The sequence below is a fragment of the Neorhizobium sp. CSC1952 genome, from assembly GCF_030378245.1.
In the GTDB taxonomy this organism is placed as follows: domain Bacteria; phylum Pseudomonadota; class Alphaproteobacteria; order Rhizobiales; family Rhizobiaceae; genus Neorhizobium; species Neorhizobium oryzae_A.
Genome location: NZ_CP128416.1, coordinates 3,132,827 through 3,152,677 on the forward strand (window position 1 = coordinate 3,132,827; position 19,851 = coordinate 3,152,677).

Genomic DNA, 19,851 nt, shown 5'->3' on the forward strand with positions numbered 1-19,851 from the left:
GTGCATCGCTTATCATGAAGCAGAATGCAAACACTAACAGTTATCATGAAAGCGGATAGCCATGCTCAACCTCGCGCATCTGAACAGCTTCGTCATGCTGCAGCAGACCGGCAGTTTCACGGAAGCGGCGGCACGGCTCGGCATCGGGCAATCCACCGTCACGCAGCATATCCAGCGGCTCGAAAAGGTGCTCGGCCGGCGGCTCGTCTTCCGCGATACGCATCAGGTCAGGCTGACGGCGGAGGGCGAGGCGCTGCTCGGCTATGCGCGCGGCATGCTCGATCTCAACGGCAAGGTCGCCTCGCTGTTCGGGGAAAGCCGGTTGCGCGGGCGGCTGCGGCTCGGTGTGTCGGAAGACGTGGTGGCCAGCCGGCTGACCTCCATCCTAGAGGATTTCATCCGGCTCTATCCGCTGGTCGACCTGGAACTCAACGTGGCGCTCTCCGCCGTGCTCTACCAGATGCAGGATGCCGGCCACCTCGACCTGGTGCTGGCGAAGCGGCATATCGGCGAGACCCATGGGCGCCTGCTCTATCGCGAGCCGCTCGTCTGGCTGGCGCGCGATCCGGACCTCGTGCTGTCGCGCGGCGATGCGCTGCCGCTGATCGCCTTTCCTCCACCCTCGATCACCCGCCGGGTGGCGCAGGAGGCGCTCGACCGGGAGAAGATGGCATGGCGGATCGTCTGCACCTGCGGCAGCCTCAGCGGCCTTACTGCCGCAGCAAGGGCCGGCATGGGCGTTCTCGTGCAGCCGCGCAGCATGGCGCCTTCGGGCCTGAAGGAAATCCCGGCCGACCGGCTGCCGGTTCTGGAGGATGTGGAATTCGTGCTCATCCCCCGGCGCGGCGCGGACGCCGCGCTCACGGAAGCGCTGTCGAGCCTGATCGCGGCGCGGATCGCGCCGTAACGATGCCAAGCCCGCTTCTTCTCCCCCCGCAAGCGGGGGAAGGGAGTTCGAGGTTCCGGCCCGCTTCCGCCCGCGGATTATCCAGCCTTGCAGATCGCCAGGAACTGGTCGATGTCGTCCTCGGTCGTGGCGAACGACGTGACGAGGCGGATCAGGGTCTCGTCGTCCTTCACCGGCTCCGGCATGTTCGACGGTGCCGGCCAATCGTAGAACTTGGCGCCATCTGCCTGGGCGGCTTCGGCCGAGGCCTTGTTGAGCACGGCAAAAACCTCGTTGGAGGTGGTGTCCCACGCAAGCCGGGTGCTGTTCAGCGAACGGATGCCGGCGCGCAGCCGGTCGGCCATGGCGTTGGCATGGCTTGCCATGGAGAGCCAGAGATCGTCCTGCAGATAGGCCTCGAACTGGGCGGAGATGAAGCGGGTCTTCGAAAAGAGCTGCGCGGCGCGCTTGCGGATGAAGGCAAAATCCTTCGCAAGCTCGGGATTGAAGAAGACGATCGCCTCGGCGCACCAGCAGCCGTTCTTGGTGCCGCCGAAGGAGAGAATATCGATGCCGCGCTTCCAGGTCATTTCCGCCGGCGTACAGCCGAGCGCGACCAGCGCATTGGCGAAGCGGGCGCCGTCCATGTGAACCGGCAGGCCGTTCGCCCTGGCGACTTTCGCAAGCGCGTCGATCTCGTCGAGCGAGTAGACGGTGCCGGTCTCGGTCGCCTGGGTGAGGGTGACGGCGGCGGCGCGGCCGTGATGCAGCGAATCCTGTGGAAAGCCGGCGATGCGGGACGCGAGCTTTGCCGGGTCCATTTTGCCGTTTTCACCTTCGACAGGAACCATGCGCATGCCGGAAAAGAAATCCGGCGCGCCGCATTCGTCCTCGATCACATGGGCTTCCGAATGGGAGAAGGCGACGCCGCCGACGCGCGCGATGCTCGCCAGAGACAGGGAATTGGCCGCCGTGCCGGTGGAGACGAAATAGACCGACACCTGGCGCTCGAAGATCTCGTTGAAGCGGGCTTCCACCGCCTTGTCGAGGTCGCTGTTGCCATAGGCCGCCGCGAACCGGGTCGATTCCTTCGAGAGACGGTCATTGATGGCGGGATGGGCGCCGGCCCAGTTGTCGGAAGCGAAAAACATGAAGTGACACCTTGGGAGATTTTTTGAGAAGCGTCAGGAGATTAAGCGTTTTGAGCCGGCAATCAACGGGAAAGGCGTGGTCACGTGGCGGACCTATATCGGCGGCAATCAATCGAATAAGCGAAAGCCTTTCCGGCAATTAAATTTCGCGCTTACGGAGATCCCCGCAATCTCCTGTCGCGATTGCCATGAATTTTTCGGAATGCGCCCTTGTGGAGCATCCGCAACTGTGCGATAGAAAGTGAGAATTAGGACAGAAGTGCTGTCCTAATTTTCGGAAATGAATGGCCGATCCGCCTCTCTTTTCCGCTGACGTGGACGCCGATCCGGGTTATGCTGCGCTGCAAAGCTGCAGCTGACGCTGGAGCGGCGCCATCGCATGGATAAGGGATGGCGCGCAGTCTGTCATCCGAAAGAGACAATGAAGAGCCACTTTGCCCGTTTCATGGAAACGGCCAACAGGAGGAATGACGATGACGAAGATGATCTCCGAGATGTCCGGTGCCGGAGCCCCGATGTCCGACGAGACGAAGGCGCGCGTTCCGTTCATGGCCTCCGGCATTCCGGCTACCCAGGGGCTCTACGATCCCCGCAACGAGCACGATGCCTGCGGCGTCGGCTTCATCGCCCATATGAAGGGCAAGAAGTCGCACCAGATCGTCAAGGACGGCCTCTTCATCCTCGAAAACCTCACCCATCGCGGCGCTGTCGGCGCCGATCCGCTGATGGGCGACGGGGCCGGCATTCTCGTACAGATCCCGGATCGCTTCTTCCGCGAGGAGATGGCGGCGCAGGGCGTCACCCTGCCGAAGGCCGGCGAATACGCGGTCGGTCACTTCTTCCTGCCGCGCGATGCCGAACAGATCGAGCACTTCAAGAAGGTCATCGTCGACGTGATCGCGGAAGAGGGGCAGCAGTTCCTGGGCTTCCGCGACGTGCCGGTCGACAATTCCTCGCTCTCCAAGGCGCCGGACATCGCCGCCACCGAGCCCTATCACCTGCAGGTCTTCATCGGCGCCGGCCGCGATGCGGCGACGAACCTCGAATTCGAGCGCAAGCTCTTCCTGGTTCGCAAGGTGATCTCCAACCGCATCTACGACCAGTTCGGCGGCCAGGAGACCGGCTTCTATCCGGTGTCGCTCTCTTCCTCCACCATCGTCTACAAGGGCATGTTCCTGGCCTATCAGGTCGGCGCCTATTACCGGGACCTGTCGGACCCGCGTTTCGAGACGGCGGTGGCGCTCGTCCACCAGCGCTTCTCGACCAACACATTTCCGTCCTGGAAGCTCGCGCACCCGTACCGCATGGTCGCCCATAACGGCGAGATCAACACGCTGCGCGGCAACGTCAACTGGATGGCGGCGCGCCAGGCGTCGGTTTCCTCGCCGCTCTTCGGCGACGACATTTCCAAGCTGTGGCCGATCTCCTACGAAGGCCAGTCGGACACGGCCTGTTTCGACAACGCGCTCGAATTCCTCGTGCGCGGCGGCTATTCGCTGGCGCATGCCATGATGATGCTGATCCCGGAAGCATGGGCGGGCAACCAGTCGATGTCCAAGGAGCGCAAGGCGTTCTACGAATACCATGCGGCTCTCATGGAGCCGTGGGATGGTCCGGCCGCCGTCTGCTTCACCGACGGCAAGCAGATCGGCGCCACGCTCGACCGCAACGGTCTCCGTCCGGCCCGTTATCTCGTCACCGACGACGACCGCGTCATCCTCGCATCCGAAGCGGGCGTATTGCCGGTGCCGGAGGCGAGCATCGTCAAGAAGTGGCGCCTGCAGCCGGGCAAGATGCTCTTGATCGACATGGAGAAGGGCCAGATCATCTCCGATGACGAGCTGAAGTTTGAACTCGCGACCAAGCATCCCTACGGGAAGTGGCTCGACCGCACGCAGCTCATCCTCGAAGAGCTGAAGCCGGTGGAGCCGCGGGCGCTGCGCCGCGACGTTTCGCTGCTCGACCGCCAGCAGGCCTTCGGCTACACGAGCGAGGATACCAAGATCCTGATGTCGCCGATGGCGACCACCGGCCAGGAAGCCGTGGGCTCGATGGGCACCGACACGCCGATCTCGGCCATGTCGGAAAAGTCGAAGCTGCTCTACACCTATTTCAAGCAGAACTTCGCGCAGGTGACCAACCCGCCGATCGACCCGATCCGCGAGGAGCTCGTCATGAGCCTCGTGTCGTTCATCGGCCCGCGCCCGAACATTCTCGACCACGAAGGCATGGCGAACGCCAAGCGTCTGGAAGTGCGCCAGCCGATCCTGACCAATGGCGACCTCGAAAAGATCCGTTCGATCGGCCATACGGAAGACCGGTTCGACACCAAGACGCTCGACTTCACCTATGACATCGAGCGTGGCGCCGAAGGCATGCCGGAAATGCTCGACCGGCTTTGCGAGCGCGCCGAGGCCGCGGTCAAGGGCGGCTACAACATCATCGTGCTCTCCGACCGGCAGATCGGCCCGGACCGCATCGCCATTCCCGCGCTTCTGGCGACGGCCGCGGTTCACCATCACCTGATCCGCAAGGGGCTCCGCACCTCGGTCGGCCTCGTCGTCGAATCCGGCGAGCCGCGCGAAATCCACCACTTCTGCTGTCTCGCGGGCTTCGGCGCCGAGGCGATCAACCCCTATCTCGCCTTCGACACGCTGACCGACATGCATATGCGCGGCGAGTTCCCGAGAGAGGTCGACGCCCAGGAAGTCGTCTACCGCTATATCAAGGCGGTCGGTAAGGGCATCCTCAAGGTCATGTCCAAGATGGGCATTTCGACCTACCAGTCCTATTGCGGCGCGCAGATCTTCGACGCCGTCGGCCTGTCGTCGGAACTGGTGGCCAAGTATTTCTTCGGTACCGCGACCTCGATCGAAGGCGTGGGCTTGAACGAGATCGCCGAAGAGACCGTCCGCCGCCATCATGCGGCCTTCGGCAAGGATCCGGTTCTGGCCTCGACGCTCGATATCGGCGGCGAATATGCCTATCGCATGCGCGGCGAAAGCCATGCCTGGACGCCGGATGCGGTCGCCTCGCTGCAGCACGCCGTTCGCGGCAACAGCCAGGAGCGCTACCGGGAATTCGCCGAGATGGTGAACGAGAGCGCGCTTCGGATGAACACGATCCGCGGCCTCTTCAAGATCAGGACGGCGGACGCGATCGGCCGCAAGCCCGTCTCCATCGACGAGGTCGAGCCGGCGGCGGACATCGTCAAGCGCTTCTCGACGGGCGCCATGTCCTTCGGCTCGATCAGCCGCGAGGCGCACACGACGCTCGCCATCGCCATGAACCGGATCGGCGGCAAGTCGAATACCGGCGAGGGCGGCGAAGAGAGCGACCGCTACATGCCGCTGCCGGACGGTTCGCAGAACCCCGAGCGCTCGGCGATCAAGCAGGTCGCTTCCGGCCGCTTCGGCGTGACGACCGAATATCTGGTCAACGCGGACATGCTGCAGATCAAGGTGGCGCAGGGTGCAAAGCCCGGCGAGGGCGGTCAGCTGCCCGGCCACAAGGTGGATGCGACGGTCGCCAAGACCCGCCATTCGACGCCGGGCGTCGGCCTCATCTCGCCGCCGCCGCACCATGACATCTATTCGATCGAGGATCTGGCGCAGCTCATCTTCGACCTCAAGAACGTCAACCCGACCTCGGACATTTCCGTCAAGCTCGTCTCGGAAGTGGGCGTCGGCACGGTTGCCGCGGGCGTCGCCAAGGCGCGCGCCGACCATATCACGGTCGCGGGCTTCGACGGCGGCACGGGCGCTTCTCCGCTCACGTCGCTGAAGCATGCAGGCAGCCCCTGGGAAATCGGCCTTGCCGAAACCCAGCAGACGCTGGTGCTGAACGGGCTTCGCTCGCGCATCGCGCTGCAGGTCGATGGCGGCCTCAAGACCGGCCGAGACGTCATCGTCGGCGCGCTGCTCGGCGCGGACGAGTTCGGTTTCGCGACGGCTCCGGTCATCGCCGCCGGCTGCATCATGATGCGCAAGTGCCATCTTAACACCTGTCCGGTCGGCGTCGCGACGCAGGATCCGGTTCTGCGCAAGCGCTTCAAGGGCACGCCGGAACACGTCATCAACTACTTCTTCTTCGTGGCCGAGGAAGTGCGCGAGATCCTCGCCTCGCTCGGCTTCACCAAGTTCGACGACATCATCGGCATGTCCGAGCTGCTGGAGAAGGACGAGGCGATCTCGCACTGGAAGTCGAAGGGCCTCGATTTCTCGAAGATCTTCCATAAGGTGGAGGCTCCGAAGGAAGCGACCTACTGGACCGAGCGCCAGAAGCACCCGATCGACGACATCCTCGACCGCAAGCTGATCGAGAAGTCGCAAGCTGCGCTCGAAAGCAAGGAGCCGGTGGTCTTCGAAGTGCCGATCAGGAACGTCGACCGTTCCGCCGGCGCGATGCTTTCCGGCGCGCTTGCCAAGCGCTGGGGCCACAAGGGCCTGAAGGACGATACGATCCATGTGACCTTGACGGGCACCGCAGGACAATCGTTCGGCGCCTTCCTCGCGCGCGGCATCACCTTCGACCTGGTGGGCGACGGCAACGACTATGTGGGCAAGGGCCTTTCGGGCGGCCGCATCATCGTGCGCCCGCCGGAGGACTCCAGGCTCGTCGCGGAGAACTCGATCATCGTCGGTAACACCGTGCTCTACGGCGCGATCACCGGCGAGTGCTATTTCCGCGGTGTGGCGGGGGAGCGCTTCGCGGTACGCAACTCCGGCGCGATCGCCGTCGTCGAGGGCGTCGGCGACCACGGCTGCGAATACATGACCGGCGGCATCGTCGTGGTGCTCGGCGAGACGGGCCGCAACTTCGCGGCCGGCATGTCGGGCGGCGTCGCCTACGTGCTCGACGAGAAGGGCGATTTCGCCAAACGCTGCAACATGGCGATGGTCGAACTCGAACCGGTTCCGGAAGAGGACGACATGCTGGAGAAGCTGCATCACCGCGGCGGCGACATCATGCACAAGGGACGTGTCGACGTTTCCGAGGACATGACGCGGCACGACGAGGAGCGGCTTTACCAGCTCATCTCCAACCACATGCATTACACGGGCTCGAACCGCGCCAAGGAAATCCTCGACCGCTGGAGCGAGTTCCGCCCGAAGTTCCGCAAGGTCATGCCGGTCGAATACCGCCGCGCGCTGGTCGAGATGGAACGGATGCGGATGGGTATCGCGGCGGAGTGAATTGGGTTTTGGCTGATGTCGTGATATGACAATGTCATATCACGTGATGGAGGCGCCAATGGAAGCCATTGAGAAAGAAGTTAGCATCTTCCGTAACGGACGCAGCCGAGCGGTTCGCATACCGGCTGAATTTGAGATCGAAGGTGAGAGCGTGCTCATGTCGCAGGATGAGAATGGCATCATTCATATCCGGCCGGCGCAGAAGAAAATGACGTTGGTCGAGGTGTTGGACTGGTTAGCCGAGCAGGAGCCGTTGGATGAAGGGGAATTCCCAGAGGATCCAGGTGACGAAGGCCTACTTCCACTCGACGAGCCCAAACTATGAGCCGGTATCTTCTCGACACCAACATCATTTCGGATGTCGTGCGGAACTCCGGTGGTAAGGCAGAGCGCAAGTTACGATCGATGCATGGAGATGAAATCGGAACCAGCGTGATCGTAAAAGGCGAAATTGTGTATGGGCTCAAGAAAAATGGGTCCGTACGGGGCAGGGAACGCCTCGACCGACTGCTCTCGGCGATTCCAGTTTGGCCGCTGGAAGAACCTGCTGAGGAAATATACGGCGATATCCGTAATCAGCTGAGAGCAGCAGGTGCAGGTATCGGGCCGAACGATCTATGGATCGCGGCGCATGCATTGGCTGTGGGCGCGGTCCTTGTGACTGCGAACGAAGGTGAGTTTTCCCGAATTTCGGGATTGAAGATCGAGAACTGGCTGGCGACAGCGGAATAAGGGTTTAGACATGGGCAAGGTAACGGGTTTCCTGGAAATCGACCGGAGCGTGGCGAAGTATCAGCCGGCTTCCGACCGCATCCGCCATTTCCGCGAATTCACCATTCCGATGTCGGATGCGGAAGTCACCAAGCAGGCGGCGCGCTGCATGGACTGCGGCATTCCCTATTGCCATGGTCCGACCGGCTGTCCGGTGCACAACCAGATCCCGGACTGGAACGATCTCGTCTACAACAACAAGTGGGAGGAGGCGATCCGCAACCTCCATTCCACCAACAACTTCCCGGAGTTCACCGGCCGCGTCTGCCCGGCGCCGTGCGAGGAAGCCTGCACGCTGAACCTCGAAGACATGCCGGTCGCGATCAAGACCGTGGAGCAGGCGATCGCCGACAAGGCCTATGAACTCGGCCATATCGTGCCGCAGCCGGCGACGGTGAAGACCGGCAGGCGCGTTGCCATCATCGGTTCGGGCCCCGCCGGCATGGCGGCTGCGCAGCAGCTCGCCCGCGCCGGTCACGAAGTGCATGTCTACGAGCGCGAGTCCAAGGCAGGCGGCCTGCTGCGCTACGGCATTCCGGACTTCAAGATGGAGAAGAACTTCATCGACCGCCGCGTCGAACAGATGACCGGCGAAGGCGTGACCTTCCATTACGGCGCCAATATCGGTGTCGATATCCCGGCCGAGAAGCTGATCGCCGAGCATGACGCCGTGCTCTACTGCGGCGGCTCGGAGACCCCGCGCCCGGCCGGCATTCCCGGCGCCGATCTGAACGGCGTCTATGACGCCATGCCCTATCTGGTGCAGCAGAACCGCCGCATCGGCCGCGAGAACATCGACAGCGTCGCCTGGGCGGCCGAGCCGATTCTCGCCGGCGCCAAGCATGTCGTCGTGGTCGGCGGCGGCGATACGGCGTCGGACTGCGTCGGCACGGCCTTCCGGCAGGGCGCCGTAAAGGTGACGCAGCTCGACATCCGTCCGCAGCCGCCGGAAAAGGAGGACAAGCTCGCCGTCTGGCCGTTCTGGGCGACCAAGATGCGCACCTCCTCTTCGCAGGCAGAGGGCGCCGTGCGCGAATTCCAGGTCGCGACGCTCGAATTCATCGGCGAGGACGGCCAGCTCACCGGCGTGCGCTGCTGCGAGGTGGACGATCGCCGCAAGCCGATCGCCGGCACGGAATTCATCATCAAGGCGGATCTCGCCTTCATCGCCATCGGCTTCTCCGGTCCGCTGAAGGAGGGCGTGCTGACGGAACTCGACGGCAAGCTCGAACTCAATGTCGACCGCCGCGGCTCGACCAACGTCGTCGCCAACGACCGGGACTACAAGACCTCGATCGACAAGTTCTGGACGGCGGGCGACGTGCGCCGCGGCCAGTCGCTGGTCGTCTGGGCGATCCGCGAAGGCCGCCAGGCGGCGCGCGCGATCGACGAGGCGCTGATGGGAAGCTCCGTCCTGCCGCGGTGAGGGGGCTTATCCACTGGCTTGGCAAATTTGGGGGGCGGAATTCGATAACGTTGGCGCCAGCCCGCCCCCCTCTGGCCTGCCGGCCATCTCCCCCACAGGTGGGGAGATTGGATGGGCGCGCAGGCTTCCCCAAGCAACACCGCAGCTACACGGCGCAAGGCCCGCTTGGTAGGAAAGCCGAGCCGCTTGTGATCTCCCCACCCGTGGGGGAGATGGCCGGCAGGCCAGAGGGGGGCCGACACACTCCGAAGCCACAAGATGAAGCCCTTGGCAATCCCTGCAAGAACTGCGGCAGCCGGATGTGGGCTACTGCGTCGTCTGCACCCGGTAATCATCGATGCGGCCGGCAGGAGCGGGGGCGAGTTCTCCCCGCCTGACCAGTTTGTCGCGCGGCGTTTCCACCAGGACGGTGGGCGGGGGCGCTGCGCCGAGCAGGACCTTGCCGCCGTCGAGTTCCGGGTCGGACAGGCTGATCGGTTGGGTGGGTATCGCCTGGTCGGGCGTGCCCGGAAGGATCGACAGCGCCGGCAGGTTGCTGCCGTCGAGCTTGACGAGGTCGGGGCTTGCCATGTCGCCGACATGGCGGCGGACGAGCTTTTCCACGTAGAAGGCGAGCTTCTTCTTGCCGGCCTTGGTGAAGGTGATGCCGTCGGACCCGCGCAGCCGCACCTGCTGGCCGTTGACGTCGGAGCCGGTGAGAACGAACTTGCCGTCCTCGTCAACGAAACCGTCCCAGATGTCGACGAATTCGCCGCCTGCCTTGCCCACCTGGTTTCTGTAGATGGCGTTGAGTGTCACCGCGTCGGCCATCATGGACGGTGACTGGAAGGACGGCAGGCCGACCCAGAGCAGCGGCAGCTTTTGCGAGGTGACGATGTCGACGAGCCTGGCGACGCGCGCCTCGTATTCCTTGAACCAGGCGTCGCTGCGGAATTTCTCCTTCGTTCTGCCGATATCCATCTGCTGGCGGTCGTTGGCGCCGATCATCACCACGATGACGGCGGGCTTGACCTCGCCCAGCATCTTCGGCAGTTCGGCGGGCCAGTCGAAATGGTCCTCCCGCACGAGGCCGGACGAACCGTCGCTGCGCTGGGTGACCGCAATGCCCGGAGATGTGGCGAAGGTCGCCTCCAGTTCTCCCCCGAGGCCGCCGGCCATGAAATCGCCGACCACCAGGATCTGCTTGGCATTCTCGAGCTTGGCGACGGGCTCCGGCGCGGGCGGGGCGACCGGAGGCTGAGGGCGCGGCGGGGCGGCCCGGACCGTGCTGCGGTTGCTGCGCGGGCGGGGCGCCATCTGGATGACCGAATCCCTGCGGTCGTAGCGGCGGCGAGGCGGGCGCTCATAAGGCTCGTAACGGTCATAGCGTTCGTAACGCTCGTAGCGCGGGCCACCGAACAGAAAATCGAAGAGGTTGCGGCGCGGGGCCGGCTCCTGGGCGCCCGCCGGCGTGGGAAGGACCGGCAGGGCAAGCAGAAGGGTGAGAAGGGCTGCGCCCAGACGAGCCCATCTTCCTTGTCCGCCGTTATTCCGCAAAGTCCTCATGCCTTCGACGCCCTGCGCGCCCTTCGGGCGCTGATCCGGGGAACGATGTGGGGCATCGCCCCTTCTTGTCAACGCAAAGCTTCGAGAAGCTTCTGCGAGGGTTCGCCGCTCTGCTGCATGCCGAGCCGCTTCTGGATCGCGGAGATCGCCGCCTTCGAGCCGGAGCCGAAATTGCCGTCGACCTCGCCGTCGTAATAGCCGAGTTCCTTCATGCGCGTCTGCAGCTCGAATTTCTGCCTGATGTCGAGCGTGCCTTCCGGGCGCGGCCAGCTCTGATGGACGCCGCCATAGCCGGCGATCTCGTCGGCCAGGAGACCGACGGCGAGAGCGTAGCTGTCGGCTGCGTTGTAGCGTTTGACCACGAAGAAGTTCTTCAGCATCAGGAAAGCCGGGCCGCCGGAACCGGCCAGCATCTTCAACTCGGCACGGTCGGAGCCGCGCGGGAAGCCCTTTCCGTTGGGACGCGTGAAGCCGAGAGCTGCCCATTGCGCCAGCGTCTTGGTCTGGCCCTCATATTTGGAGCCGCCGGACGGGACGGCCGCTTCATAGCCCCAGGTCTTGCCGGCTTGCCAGCCGTTCTTGGCGAGCAGGTTGGCGGATGTCGCAAGCGCGTCGGGAATGGAGCTCCAGATATCGCGGCGGCCGTTGCCATCGGCATCCACCGCGTAGAGAAGATAGCTGGTCGGGATGAACTGCGTGTGCCCCATGGCGCCGGCCCAGGAGCCGGTCAGGTGTTTCGGGGTAATGTCTCCGGCCTGAAGGATCTTCAACGCGGCGATCAACTGGTTGCGGGCGAATTTCGCGCGCTTCGGATCGCCCCATGCAAGGGTTGCAAGCGCCTGCGGCACGTAATGCAGCCGATCGGGCTTGTCGAGAACCGCACCGTAGTTCGATTCCATCGACCAGATGGCAAGCAGGATATGTTTGTCGACGCCATAATGCCGCTCCAGAGCGGCCAGCGTGGAGCCGTGCCGCGCCTTCATTTCGCGGCCGATGCGGACGGTGTAGGGGTTCACGCGGCTGTCGAGATAATCCCAGATCCTCGACTTGAACTCCGGCTGGTAACGGGCTTTCTCGAGCACGTCCCGATCGGGTTCGGTAATGCCGGCAAAGGCTTTCTCATAGGTGGAGCGGCTGATTCCGCTCTTCGCGGCCGTTTGGTAGAATTGTACGATCCAGGCCTTGAAACCGGCATCGGCCCGGGCATCTATCGGCATTGTCGCCGTGGCCAGCCCGGCGAGCAGAAAGAATGCGAACCCGCGCAAGAGGTTGGTGCGAAATGTCTTCATCGGCAGTCGTGTCCATCCTTTTTAACCAAGCCCTGAGGCAAGAGTGGCATGCGGCTTAACGATGTAATAACAAAATAGGGTCAACAAATTCTTTACCATGGAAATCCGGCCGAGGGCAGTCTTTGCAAAACGGTAGCAATTGGCGGCTAGACGCCGGTAGACTTTCATTCGCACAATAAATGTGCTTTCAGGGATGTGCTTTCAGGAGGCATGAGTGGCACAACAACAAAAGATCCGTAAGGCAGTCTTTCCGGTAGCAGGTCTGGGTACGCGCTTTCTGCCCGCGACCAAAGCTGTGCCGAAGGAAATGCTGACCGTGGTCGACAAGCCGGTCATCCAATATGTGGTCGATGAGGCGGCGGAAGCGGGGATCGAGCATTTCGTCTTCGTGACCGGCCGCGGCAAGGCCGTCATCGAAGACTATTTCGACATCCAGTTCGAACTGGAGCAGATGCTGCGCGAGCGCAACAAGAATGCCGAACTGACGCTGCTTGCCGGCCTCCTGCCGAAGGCGGGCACGGCAAGCTTCACGCGCCAACAGGTGCCGCTCGGCCTCGGCCACGCGGTCTGGTGCGCCCGCGACATCGTCGGCAACGAGCCCTTTGCGGTGCTCCTGCCCGACATGATCATGTCGGCGGAAAAGGGCTGCCTCAAGGGCATGGTCGATCTCTATGCCAAGACCGGCGGCAATGTGCTCGCCGTGCAGGAAACCGATCCGGACCAGGCGCACAAATACGGTATCGTCGGTGTGGGCGAGGCCGTCGGAGAGGGCTTCAAGATCACCCAGATGGTCGAAAAACCCGCCAAGGGGACCGCGCCGTCGAACTTCTACATCAACGGCCGCTACATCCTGCAGCCGGAGATCTTCAAGATCCTGGAAACCCAGGAACGCGGCGCCGGCAACGAGATCCAGCTCACCGACGGCATGCTGGCGCTTGCCAAGACCCAGGAATTCGCCGCCTACCACTTCAAGGGCGAGACCTACGATTGCGGCGCCAAGGACGGCTTCATTCTGGCGAACCTCGCATTCGCGCTGCAGCGCGCCGATATCCGCCCCGCGATCGAAGAGCCGCTCAAGGCGCTCATTTCGTCGTTGAAATAACGCGTAACAGCCCCTCACCCTAACCCTCTCCCCGCAGGCGGGGAGAGGGGATGTGCCACGCCGTGCCTTCGAGATTGGGGAAGCCGGTGCGGCATATCCCTTCTCCCCGCTTGCGGGGAGAAGGTGCCCGGCAGGGCGGATGAGGGGCGGACGCGATCAGATGATAGATCGCATCCGCTGCGGCGTCACCGTTTCAGCGTCAGCCCGACGCCGGCGCGGAGGATGCGGTCGTCGGCGCCGCCGCCGCTCGCCCGCTCGTATTCCACGTCGCCGGTCAGGTCGAGGTAGCGGTTGATCGCCCAGGAAATGCCCGCGCCGGCGACCCAGACGGTTTCGTTGCTCTGACCGCTGGAGAAGTCCCGCAAGGTGGTGCCGCCGGTGAGCCGGGCGACGAGGTTGTCGCGCATCTCGTGGGCGAGGGCGGCGGTGAGCTGGTATTCCACCCAGCCGCTCTGGCCGGGCGTGGTCGAATCCTGGATCGTGGTGCGCAGGCCGAGATCGACGTCGGTGCCGCGCCGCGGCGACCAGGTCGCGTTGCCGTTGAAGGTGATCGCATCCACCGATTTCAGGCGGCCGTCCTCGTAGTCGACGAACTCGTAACCGGTGCCGATCTCGCCGCGCAGCTTTTCGCCGAGGTCGAATTCCACGCCCGTTCGCGCCGCATAGCTTTGCGAGGAACGGGCGTAGCCGGAATTGTCGCGTTTCTGGTCGTAGAAGGTATGGCCGGTGGCCACTTCCACATAGGGGATCAAGGCCGGCGACAGTTCGTAGCCGAGCCTCAGCCGTCCGTCGATGCCTGTCCGGTTGCGGTCCTTCATGCTGAGGACGGTGCCGTCGGAAAGCTCGGCGTCCGTATAGGTGGTGCGGGAGAGTTCGAGTGCCACGGTGCCGTGCACCTTGCCCAGATCGCGCTCGACGGACACGCCGCCGGTGAACTCGTTGACCCCCGACTGGGTCGCCGCGCCGCCCACCGCATTGGGATCGTAGTCGTTCTCGCGGGTGAAGCTGTAGCCGCCCGTGATATGGGCGATCGTGTCGTCGGCGAGATCGAGCCGAAGATCCGCGCCGATATTGGCTTCCGGCCGCTCTCCCTCGGCGTTGCCGCCGATATTGCGCTCCAGCCTGCCCTCGCCGGTGACCGTCAACGAATGGCGCGACCAGTCGGACGACAGCGTGCCCCGGAACGTCGTCGAGAGATAGTCGCGGCGGGTGCGGCTCCCGCTGGAACGGGTGATCTCGGTGTCGATGCCCTGGTTGACCGAGGGGCGCAGCAGAAAGGTTCCGAGGCGGATGCCGGTCGGATCGACGGGCTCGCGCGGCTGCTCCTGCCCGTCGATCGGTTCGGCGCCGGGATCGAGCGGCTGTTCGTACGGCTGGTTCAGGTCCTCCTCGTAGGGCTGCTCCACGCCTGCGGTCGGGCCGTTCGCGGGAATTGCCCCGGTTGCCGGAATCGTGCCGGTCGTGGCGCTGGGGTCCGTCTGGTTCCGGTCCGCCGCGGCGCCGGCCGTATCGGTTGCCGATTGGGCGGATGTCGTGTCTCTCAAGCCAGTTGAAGACGGGCCAGTTGAAGATGGGCCAGTCGAAGATGGGCCTGTCGAGGAGGGGCCGGTCGAAGATGGGGAGGCGGTCGCATCGGTCAGGGAAGGCAGCGAGCCGCTCTGCGGCGGAAAGGGGCTCGCGGTCTGCGCGGCGGCCGGGGGGGCGAGGGCCGAACAGGCGAGCATGAAGCCGAGCGCCGTCCGGCGCCGCCCACGCGTCCTGCCTGTCGCTGTGATGATCTTCATGAGCCTGCCGGGACCGATCGGAAATACTTACCCAAACGTAAAGCCATGTGGTTAATGTTTGGTTTCGGTCTTGCGTCGGGTGTGGAACTTCGCAGGATATAGTCGAAGCCGATGGACTTGACGGACGAAAGGCGCTAAGGCTTCGCCATGATCAAGAGAGCCCTGCAACTCGTCGAACATGATGTCGTCGACTCCGCTCTGAGGACGATTGCCTTTGGAAAACAAGGGCTTGACGCGCTGGATATCGCCCTTCGGAATGGTCTGGGCGACAGCTTCCGCAAAGCCGCCGAAATCATAGGTGGCATCGATGGCCGGGTCATCGTGACCGGTGTCGGCAAGAGCGGCCATATCGGTCGCAAGATCGCAGCAAGCCTTGCCTCGACCGGCACGCCCGCCTTCTTCGTCCATCCCGTCGAGGCCAATCACGGCGATCTCGGCATGATCGCGGCGGGCGACGTGGTGCTGGCGCTTTCCTGGGGCGGCGAGACCGCCGAGCTGCAGGGCATCGTCTCCTTCACGCGGCGATTCTCCATTCCGTTGATCGCCATGACCTCCGGCGCGCTTTCGACGCTTGCCCGCGAGGCCGATCTGGTGCTCCTGCTTCCGAAGGAGCAGGAAGCCTGCCCGCACGGGCTTGCGCCGACCACCTCGACGCTGATGCAGCTTGCGATGGGCGATGCGCTCGCCGTCGCGCTCCTCGAAGCGCGGGGGTTTGCGGCCACCGATTTCCGCGTCTACCATCCGGGCGGCAAGCTCGGCGCCATGCTCTCCCATGTCAGCGACCTGATGCATACCGGCGATCGCGTTCCGCTTGTCGAGAAGGGCACGCCGCTGCCGGTCGCGGTGATGACGCTGTCGGAAAAGAGGTTCGGCTGCGTCGGCGTGCTGGACGACGAAGGACGGCTTTGCGGCATCGTCACCGACGGCGACCTGGCGCGCGGCCTCAATCTCAACCTGGGTGAGATGGTCGTCGACGACATCATGACCCAGAACCCCAAGACGGTCGGCAAGGAAACCCTGGCGACGGAAGCCATGGCCGTGCTCAACAAGCACAATATCTCGGCGCTGATGGTCGTCGACGGCGACCGCCGGCCGGTCGGCATCGTCCACTTCCACGATCTCCTGCGGATCGGCGTCGCCTGACGCCGTGCCGGTTCGCCGGGTCAGGCCGCCTCGACGGTCAGATCGCGGCCGCTTGACGCTACTACCTTCACCCGCGTTCCGGCCGGCAGGTCCGGCCCCATCACCGACCACCAGGTGTCGTCCAGGCGGATGCGTCCGCGCCCTTCGGTGATCGGCTCGCTGAGTGTCGCCGTGCGTCCGACCAGGCTTTCGCCGCGGCGGTTCAGCAGCGGCTCGTCGCTTGTCTCCTTGCGGCTGGCATAGAAGCGGCGGCCGGCAAGCGCGAAGGCGATCGCCAGCACCGCGAAGACCAGGAACTGGATCTGCCAGCTCCAGAAGCCCGTATCCCAGAACATGAGCGACAGCGCCCCGACGACGATCGCGGCGGCGCCGATCCAGATCAGGAAGACGCCCGGCGCGGCGAGTTCGGCAGCCAGCAGGATGAGGCCGAGTATCCACCAGCTCCAGGGGCCGAGGCTGCTTGTCGCATCTTGCAGCATGGCTCAGGTCTCGGACGAAGGCAGGGGAGGAGCGGCCGGATTGACGGCCGGCGTGGTGCGGGGCGCGCGCGGCGATGCCGGCGGGCGGGGCTGGACGACGGGGCCTGAACCGTCGCCGAAGACCTCCTTCGCGATGGCGCCGATGCCGCCGAGCGAACCGATGATGGAAGAGGCTTCGAGCGGCATCAGCACGATCTTGGCATTCGTCGCCTTGCCGATCTCGACCAGCGCCTCGGTATATTTCTGCGCCACGAAATAGTTGATGGCCTGCACGTCGCCGGCGGCGATCGCCTGCGAGACGAATTGCGTCGCCCTGGCTTCGGCCTCCGCCAGGCGCTCGCGCGCCTCCGCCTCGCGGAAGGCGGCCTCGCGCTCTCCCTCGGCCTGCAGCACGGCGGCCTGCTTGGCGCCTTCGGCGCGCAGGATCTGCGCGTTGCGGGAGCCCTCGGCCTCCAGGATCTGGGCGCGCTTCTCGCGTTCCGCCTTCATCTGGCGGGCCATGGATTCCACGAGGTCGGCCGGCGGCTGGATATCCTTGATCTCGACGCGGGTGACCTTGATGCCCCAGGGGCCGACGGCTTCGTCGACGACGCGCAGCAGCCGCTCGTTGATGACCTCGCGGTTGGAAAGCAGTTCGTCGAGATCCATGGAGCCCATGACCGAGCGGATGTTGGTCATGGTGAGGTTCTGGATGGCGTTTTCCAGATTGGAGATCTGGTAGGCCGCCTGCGCCGGGTTCAGTACCTGATAGAAGGCGACGGCATCGGCCGAGACGCTCGCATTGTCCTTGGTGATGACTTCCTGGGTCGGAATGTCGAGCACCTGTTCCATGACGTTCATGCGCGCGCCGACACGCTCGATGAAAGGCGTGATCAGGTTGAGGCCGGGATCCAGCGTGCGGGTATAGCGGCCGAAGCGCTCCACCGTGTAGCGGTAGCCCTGCGGCACGGTCTTGATCCCGGCGAACAGGATCAGGATGACCAGAATGACCAAGGCGATAACGACGATATCAAAGCCACCCAGAACCATGAATTTCCTCCATCTTCCGGCGCCGAGCGCCACCCATCGAAATCGTGAGTAGCACGTTCTCCGCAAGGAAGGAATGACAGCCGCGCCGATCGCGCTCCCGTCGCGCGGCACGTCTTTTCACAGGCGCCTCACCGCTTTACATAGCAGGCGTGAAACCCGGTCGCAGCCTACCCGGTCAAAACAAGGACAAGCCCCATGAAAATCATCGTCGTCTGCTCCGGCGGACTGGATTCCGTTTCCCTCGCCCATAAGATCGTGGCGGAGCATGAACTCCTCGGCCTCATCTCCTTCGACTATGGCCAGAGGCACCGCAAGGAACTCGATTTCGCAGGCGCCTGCGCCAGGCGTCTCGGCGTTTTCCATCAGATCATCGACATGCGATCGATCGGCAGGGAGCTTTCCGGTTCGGCTCTGACCGACGACGTCGACGTGCCGGACGGGCACTATGCCGAGGAGACGATGCGCATCACGGTCGTTCCGAACCGCAATGCGATCATGCTTTCCGTCGCATTCGGCGTCGCGGCGGCAAGGCAGGCGGATGCGGTGGCGATCGCGGTCCATGGCGGCGACCACTTCATCTATCCTGATTGCCGCCCGGGCTTCATCGACGCTTTCCAGACGATGCAGGACCATGCGCTCGACGGGTATGCCTCGGTCCGGCTGCTCGCCCCTTACGTCGACGGCTCGAAGGCGGATATCGTCGCAGACGGCGCGCGCCACGGCACGCCGTTTGCGGAAACCTGGTCCTGCTACAAGGGCGGCGAACGCCATTGCGGACGCTGCGGCACCTGCGTCGAAAGGCGCGAGGCCTTTCATCTGGCGGGCGTCGAGGACCCGACGGATTACGAGGACCCGGATTTCTGGAAGACGGCGACCGAAGGGTTCAGGGCAGAAGAGGTGCGATAGCGCCTAGACCCAGCCCTGAAGCTCGCGGCGGACGACCGTTTCCAGCACCGCCATGCCGCCCTCGCTGTCGTTCAGACAGGGGATGTGGACGAATTTCTCGCCGCCGTGATGCAGGAAGGTTTCGGCGGCCTCGCCGGCGATCTCCTCCAGCGTTTCCAGACAGTCGGAGACGAAACCGGGGTTCATCACCGCGATGCGTTTGACCCCGTCCCCGGCAAGCTTTTCGACCGTCTTGTCCGTATAGGGCTGCAGCCATTCCTCCGGTCCGAAGCGGGACTGGAAGGTGACCATGAAGTTCTTTTCGGAAAGGCCGAGCGCATCGCGCAGCAGGCGGCCGGTCGCCTCGCATTGCTCGCGATAGGGATCGCCCTTTTGCGAATAGGAAAGGGGGATGCCGTGGAAGGAGGCGAGCAGCATTTCCGGCTCCCAGTCGAGCGTCGAAAGCTTCTGCCGGACGGAGGCGGCGAGCGCCTCGATATAGGCGGGATCGTCGGGATAGGGCGGCACGGTGCGCAGAGCCGGCTGCCAGCGCAGCTTCATCAGGTGCTCGAAAGCCTTGTCGTTGACGGTGGCGGTCGTGGAGGCGGAATATTGCGGGTAAAGCGGGAAGATCAGGAGCTTGTCGCAGCCCTTTTCCTTCAGTGCGTCGATGCGCGAGGCGATCGACGGCTGGCCGTAACGCATCGCCCAGTCGACCACCACATTCGGCAGATCCTTCAGCCGCCCGCCCATCAGCTCGGATTGATTGCGGGTATAGGTGCGCAGATAGCTCTCGTTCAGATCCTTGTTCCAGATCGCCTCATAGGCCTTGCCGACCTTCTGCGGCCGCTTGTTCAGGACGATGCCGTAGAGGATCGGATACCAGTAGAGCCGCGACCACTCGATCACCCGCCGGTCGGAGAGGAATTCGGCGAGATAGCGCCGCATCGGCCAGTAATCCGTGCCGTCAGGCGTGCCGAGATTGACGAGCAGCACGCCGACCTTGCCGAGGCTCGCCTTCGGACGGTCGGAGGGCAGGGGGACGGAGGTCGGGTTCATGGAACACTTTCAGATTGAAGAGGCCGGTGCGTTCACGCGTGTGAGGCTGCGGATTATTTAGAAAGAAAAGCCGGCCCGGGAAACCCCGGGCCGGCGCAAGAAGCGGG

General features: G+C 64.0%; 15 protein-coding genes. 8 read left to right on the forward strand and 7 right to left on the reverse strand.

All coding sequences use genetic code 11. The annotated features are described in order from the left end of the window. Positions 1–61 precede the first annotated feature (61 nt). Positions 62–907, forward strand: coding sequence for a LysR family transcriptional regulator (locus tag QTA58_RS15205; protein ID WP_289669496.1), 846 nt, complete (start codon positions 62–64; stop codon positions 905–907). 77 nt (positions 908–984) lie between these two features. On the opposite strand, the gene QTA58_RS15210 is transcribed toward QTA58_RS15205, so the two are convergent. After that, positions 985–2,037, reverse strand: a complete 1,053-nt coding sequence (locus QTA58_RS15210) for a low specificity L-threonine aldolase (protein ID WP_289669497.1) — start codon at positions 2,035–2,037, stop codon at positions 985–987. 515 nt (positions 2,038–2,552) lie between these two features. Between QTA58_RS15210 and gltB the strand changes: the two genes are divergently transcribed. Genes gltB through QTA58_RS15230 form a run of 4 tightly spaced genes read left to right on the forward strand, consistent with a single transcriptional unit; the run spans position 2,553 to position 9,429 of the window. Then, positions 2,553–7,232, forward strand: a complete 4,680-nt coding sequence (gene gltB, locus QTA58_RS15215; RefSeq protein WP_289673178.1) for a glutamate synthase large subunit — start codon at positions 2,553–2,555, stop codon at positions 7,230–7,232. A gap of 58 nt (positions 7,233–7,290) precedes the next feature. Then, on the forward strand, positions 7,291–7,557 hold the full coding sequence (locus QTA58_RS15220) for an AbrB/MazE/SpoVT family DNA-binding domain-containing protein (protein ID WP_289669498.1): 267 nt from the start codon (positions 7,291–7,293) through the stop codon (positions 7,555–7,557). Further along, on the forward strand, positions 7,554–7,964 hold the full coding sequence (locus tag QTA58_RS15225; protein WP_289669499.1) for a type II toxin-antitoxin system VapC family toxin: 411 nt from the start codon (positions 7,554–7,556) through the stop codon (positions 7,962–7,964). Before QTA58_RS15220 ends, QTA58_RS15225 begins: the two co-directional genes overlap by 4 nt. 10 nt (positions 7,965–7,974) lie before the next feature. After that, complete coding sequence (locus tag QTA58_RS15230) at positions 7,975–9,429, forward strand: glutamate synthase subunit beta (RefSeq protein ID WP_085420190.1); 1,455 nt, start codon at positions 7,975–7,977, stop codon at positions 9,427–9,429. A gap of 306 nt (positions 9,430–9,735) precedes the next feature. On the opposite strand, the gene QTA58_RS15235 is transcribed toward QTA58_RS15230, so the two are convergent. Together QTA58_RS15235 and QTA58_RS15240 are read right to left on the reverse strand one after the other, a co-directional pair. Continuing rightward, positions 9,736–10,974 (reverse strand): DUF459 domain-containing protein, encoded by a 1,239-nt coding sequence (locus QTA58_RS15235; RefSeq protein ID WP_289669500.1) that lies wholly within the window; start codon positions 10,972–10,974, stop codon positions 9,736–9,738. Positions 10,975–11,042: 68 nt separating this feature from the next. Next, positions 11,043–12,263, reverse strand: a complete 1,221-nt coding sequence (locus tag QTA58_RS15240) for a lytic murein transglycosylase (protein WP_289669501.1) — start codon at positions 12,261–12,263, stop codon at positions 11,043–11,045. 214 nt (positions 12,264–12,477) lie between these two features. Here QTA58_RS15240 and galU point away from each other — a divergent pair, with 214 nt between their 5' ends. After that, positions 12,478–13,365 carry a UTP--glucose-1-phosphate uridylyltransferase GalU gene (galU, locus tag QTA58_RS15245; protein ID WP_085420187.1) on the forward strand — a complete coding sequence of 296 codons (888 nt, stop codon included), beginning with the start codon at positions 12,478–12,480 and terminating at the stop codon, positions 13,363–13,365. A 185-nt stretch (positions 13,366–13,550) separates the two neighbouring features. Here the strand turns inward: galU and QTA58_RS15250 are convergent, their stop codons facing one another. Further along, entirely contained in the window at positions 13,551–14,909 is a 1,359-nt protein-coding gene (locus QTA58_RS15250; protein WP_289669502.1) for an outer membrane beta-barrel protein, read from the reverse strand. 387 nt (positions 14,910–15,296) lie between these two features. Between QTA58_RS15250 and QTA58_RS15255 the strand changes: the two genes are divergently transcribed. Beyond that, complete coding sequence (locus QTA58_RS15255) at positions 15,297–16,292, forward strand: KpsF/GutQ family sugar-phosphate isomerase (RefSeq protein ID WP_289669503.1); 996 nt, start codon at positions 15,297–15,299, stop codon at positions 16,290–16,292. Between the two features lie 20 nt (positions 16,293–16,312). On the opposite strand, the gene QTA58_RS15260 is transcribed toward QTA58_RS15255, so the two are convergent. Next, the gene (locus QTA58_RS15260) at positions 16,313–16,771 is read right to left on the reverse strand and encodes an NfeD family protein (protein ID WP_289669504.1); all 459 of its coding nucleotides are present in this window, start codon (positions 16,769–16,771) and stop codon (positions 16,313–16,315) included. A 3-nt stretch (positions 16,772–16,774) separates the two neighbouring features. Next, positions 16,775–17,800 (reverse strand): SPFH domain-containing protein, encoded by a 1,026-nt coding sequence (locus tag QTA58_RS15265; protein WP_289669505.1) that lies wholly within the window; start codon positions 17,798–17,800, stop codon positions 16,775–16,777. 195 nt (positions 17,801–17,995) lie between these two features. Here QTA58_RS15265 and queC point away from each other — a divergent pair, with 195 nt between their 5' ends. Next, positions 17,996–18,706: a 7-cyano-7-deazaguanine synthase QueC gene (queC, locus tag QTA58_RS15270; protein WP_289669506.1), complete on the forward strand. Its 711-nt coding sequence runs from the start codon at positions 17,996–17,998 to the stop codon at positions 18,704–18,706. A 3-nt stretch (positions 18,707–18,709) separates the two neighbouring features. Here queC and hemH read toward each other — a convergent pair whose 3' ends face one another. Beyond that, positions 18,710–19,744 (reverse strand): ferrochelatase, encoded by a 1,035-nt coding sequence (hemH, locus tag QTA58_RS15275; RefSeq protein WP_289669507.1) that lies wholly within the window; start codon positions 19,742–19,744, stop codon positions 18,710–18,712. Positions 19,745–19,851: the final 107 nt, after the last annotated feature.

Bases quoted from the DNA above. Each gene is read 5' to 3' on its own strand.
- QTA58_RS15240 (WP_289669501.1), bottom strand. From the start codon at position 12,263: ATGAAGACATTTCGCACCAACCTCTTGCGCGGGTTCGCATTCTTTCTG.
- queC (WP_289669506.1), top strand. From the start codon at position 17,996: ATGAAAATCATCGTCGTCTGCTCCGGCGGACTGGATTCCGTTTCCCTC.
- gltB (WP_289673178.1), top strand. From the start codon at position 2,553: ATGTCCGACGAGACGAAGGCGCGCGTTCCGTTCATGGCCTCCGGCATT.
- QTA58_RS15220 (WP_289669498.1), top strand. From the start codon at position 7,291: ATGGAAGCCATTGAGAAAGAAGTTAGCATCTTCCGTAACGGACGCAGC.
- QTA58_RS15260 (WP_289669504.1), bottom strand. From the start codon at position 16,771: ATGCTGCAAGATGCGACAAGCAGCCTCGGCCCCTGGAGCTGGTGGATA.
- QTA58_RS15255 (WP_289669503.1), top strand. From the start codon at position 15,297: ATGATCAAGAGAGCCCTGCAACTCGTCGAACATGATGTCGTCGACTCC.
- QTA58_RS15230 (WP_085420190.1), top strand. From the start codon at position 7,975: ATGGGCAAGGTAACGGGTTTCCTGGAAATCGACCGGAGCGTGGCGAAG.
- hemH (WP_289669507.1), bottom strand. From the start codon at position 19,744: ATGAACCCGACCTCCGTCCCCCTGCCCTCCGACCGTCCGAAGGCGAGC.
- QTA58_RS15265 (WP_289669505.1), bottom strand. From the start codon at position 17,800: ATGGTTCTGGGTGGCTTTGATATCGTCGTTATCGCCTTGGTCATTCTG.
- QTA58_RS15205 (WP_289669496.1), top strand. From the start codon at position 62: ATGCTCAACCTCGCGCATCTGAACAGCTTCGTCATGCTGCAGCAGACC.
- QTA58_RS15225 (WP_289669499.1), top strand. From the start codon at position 7,554: ATGAGCCGGTATCTTCTCGACACCAACATCATTTCGGATGTCGTGCGG.
- QTA58_RS15210 (WP_289669497.1), bottom strand. From the start codon at position 2,037: ATGTTTTTCGCTTCCGACAACTGGGCCGGCGCCCATCCCGCCATCAAT.
- QTA58_RS15235 (WP_289669500.1), bottom strand. From the start codon at position 10,974: ATGAGGACTTTGCGGAATAACGGCGGACAAGGAAGATGGGCTCGTCTG.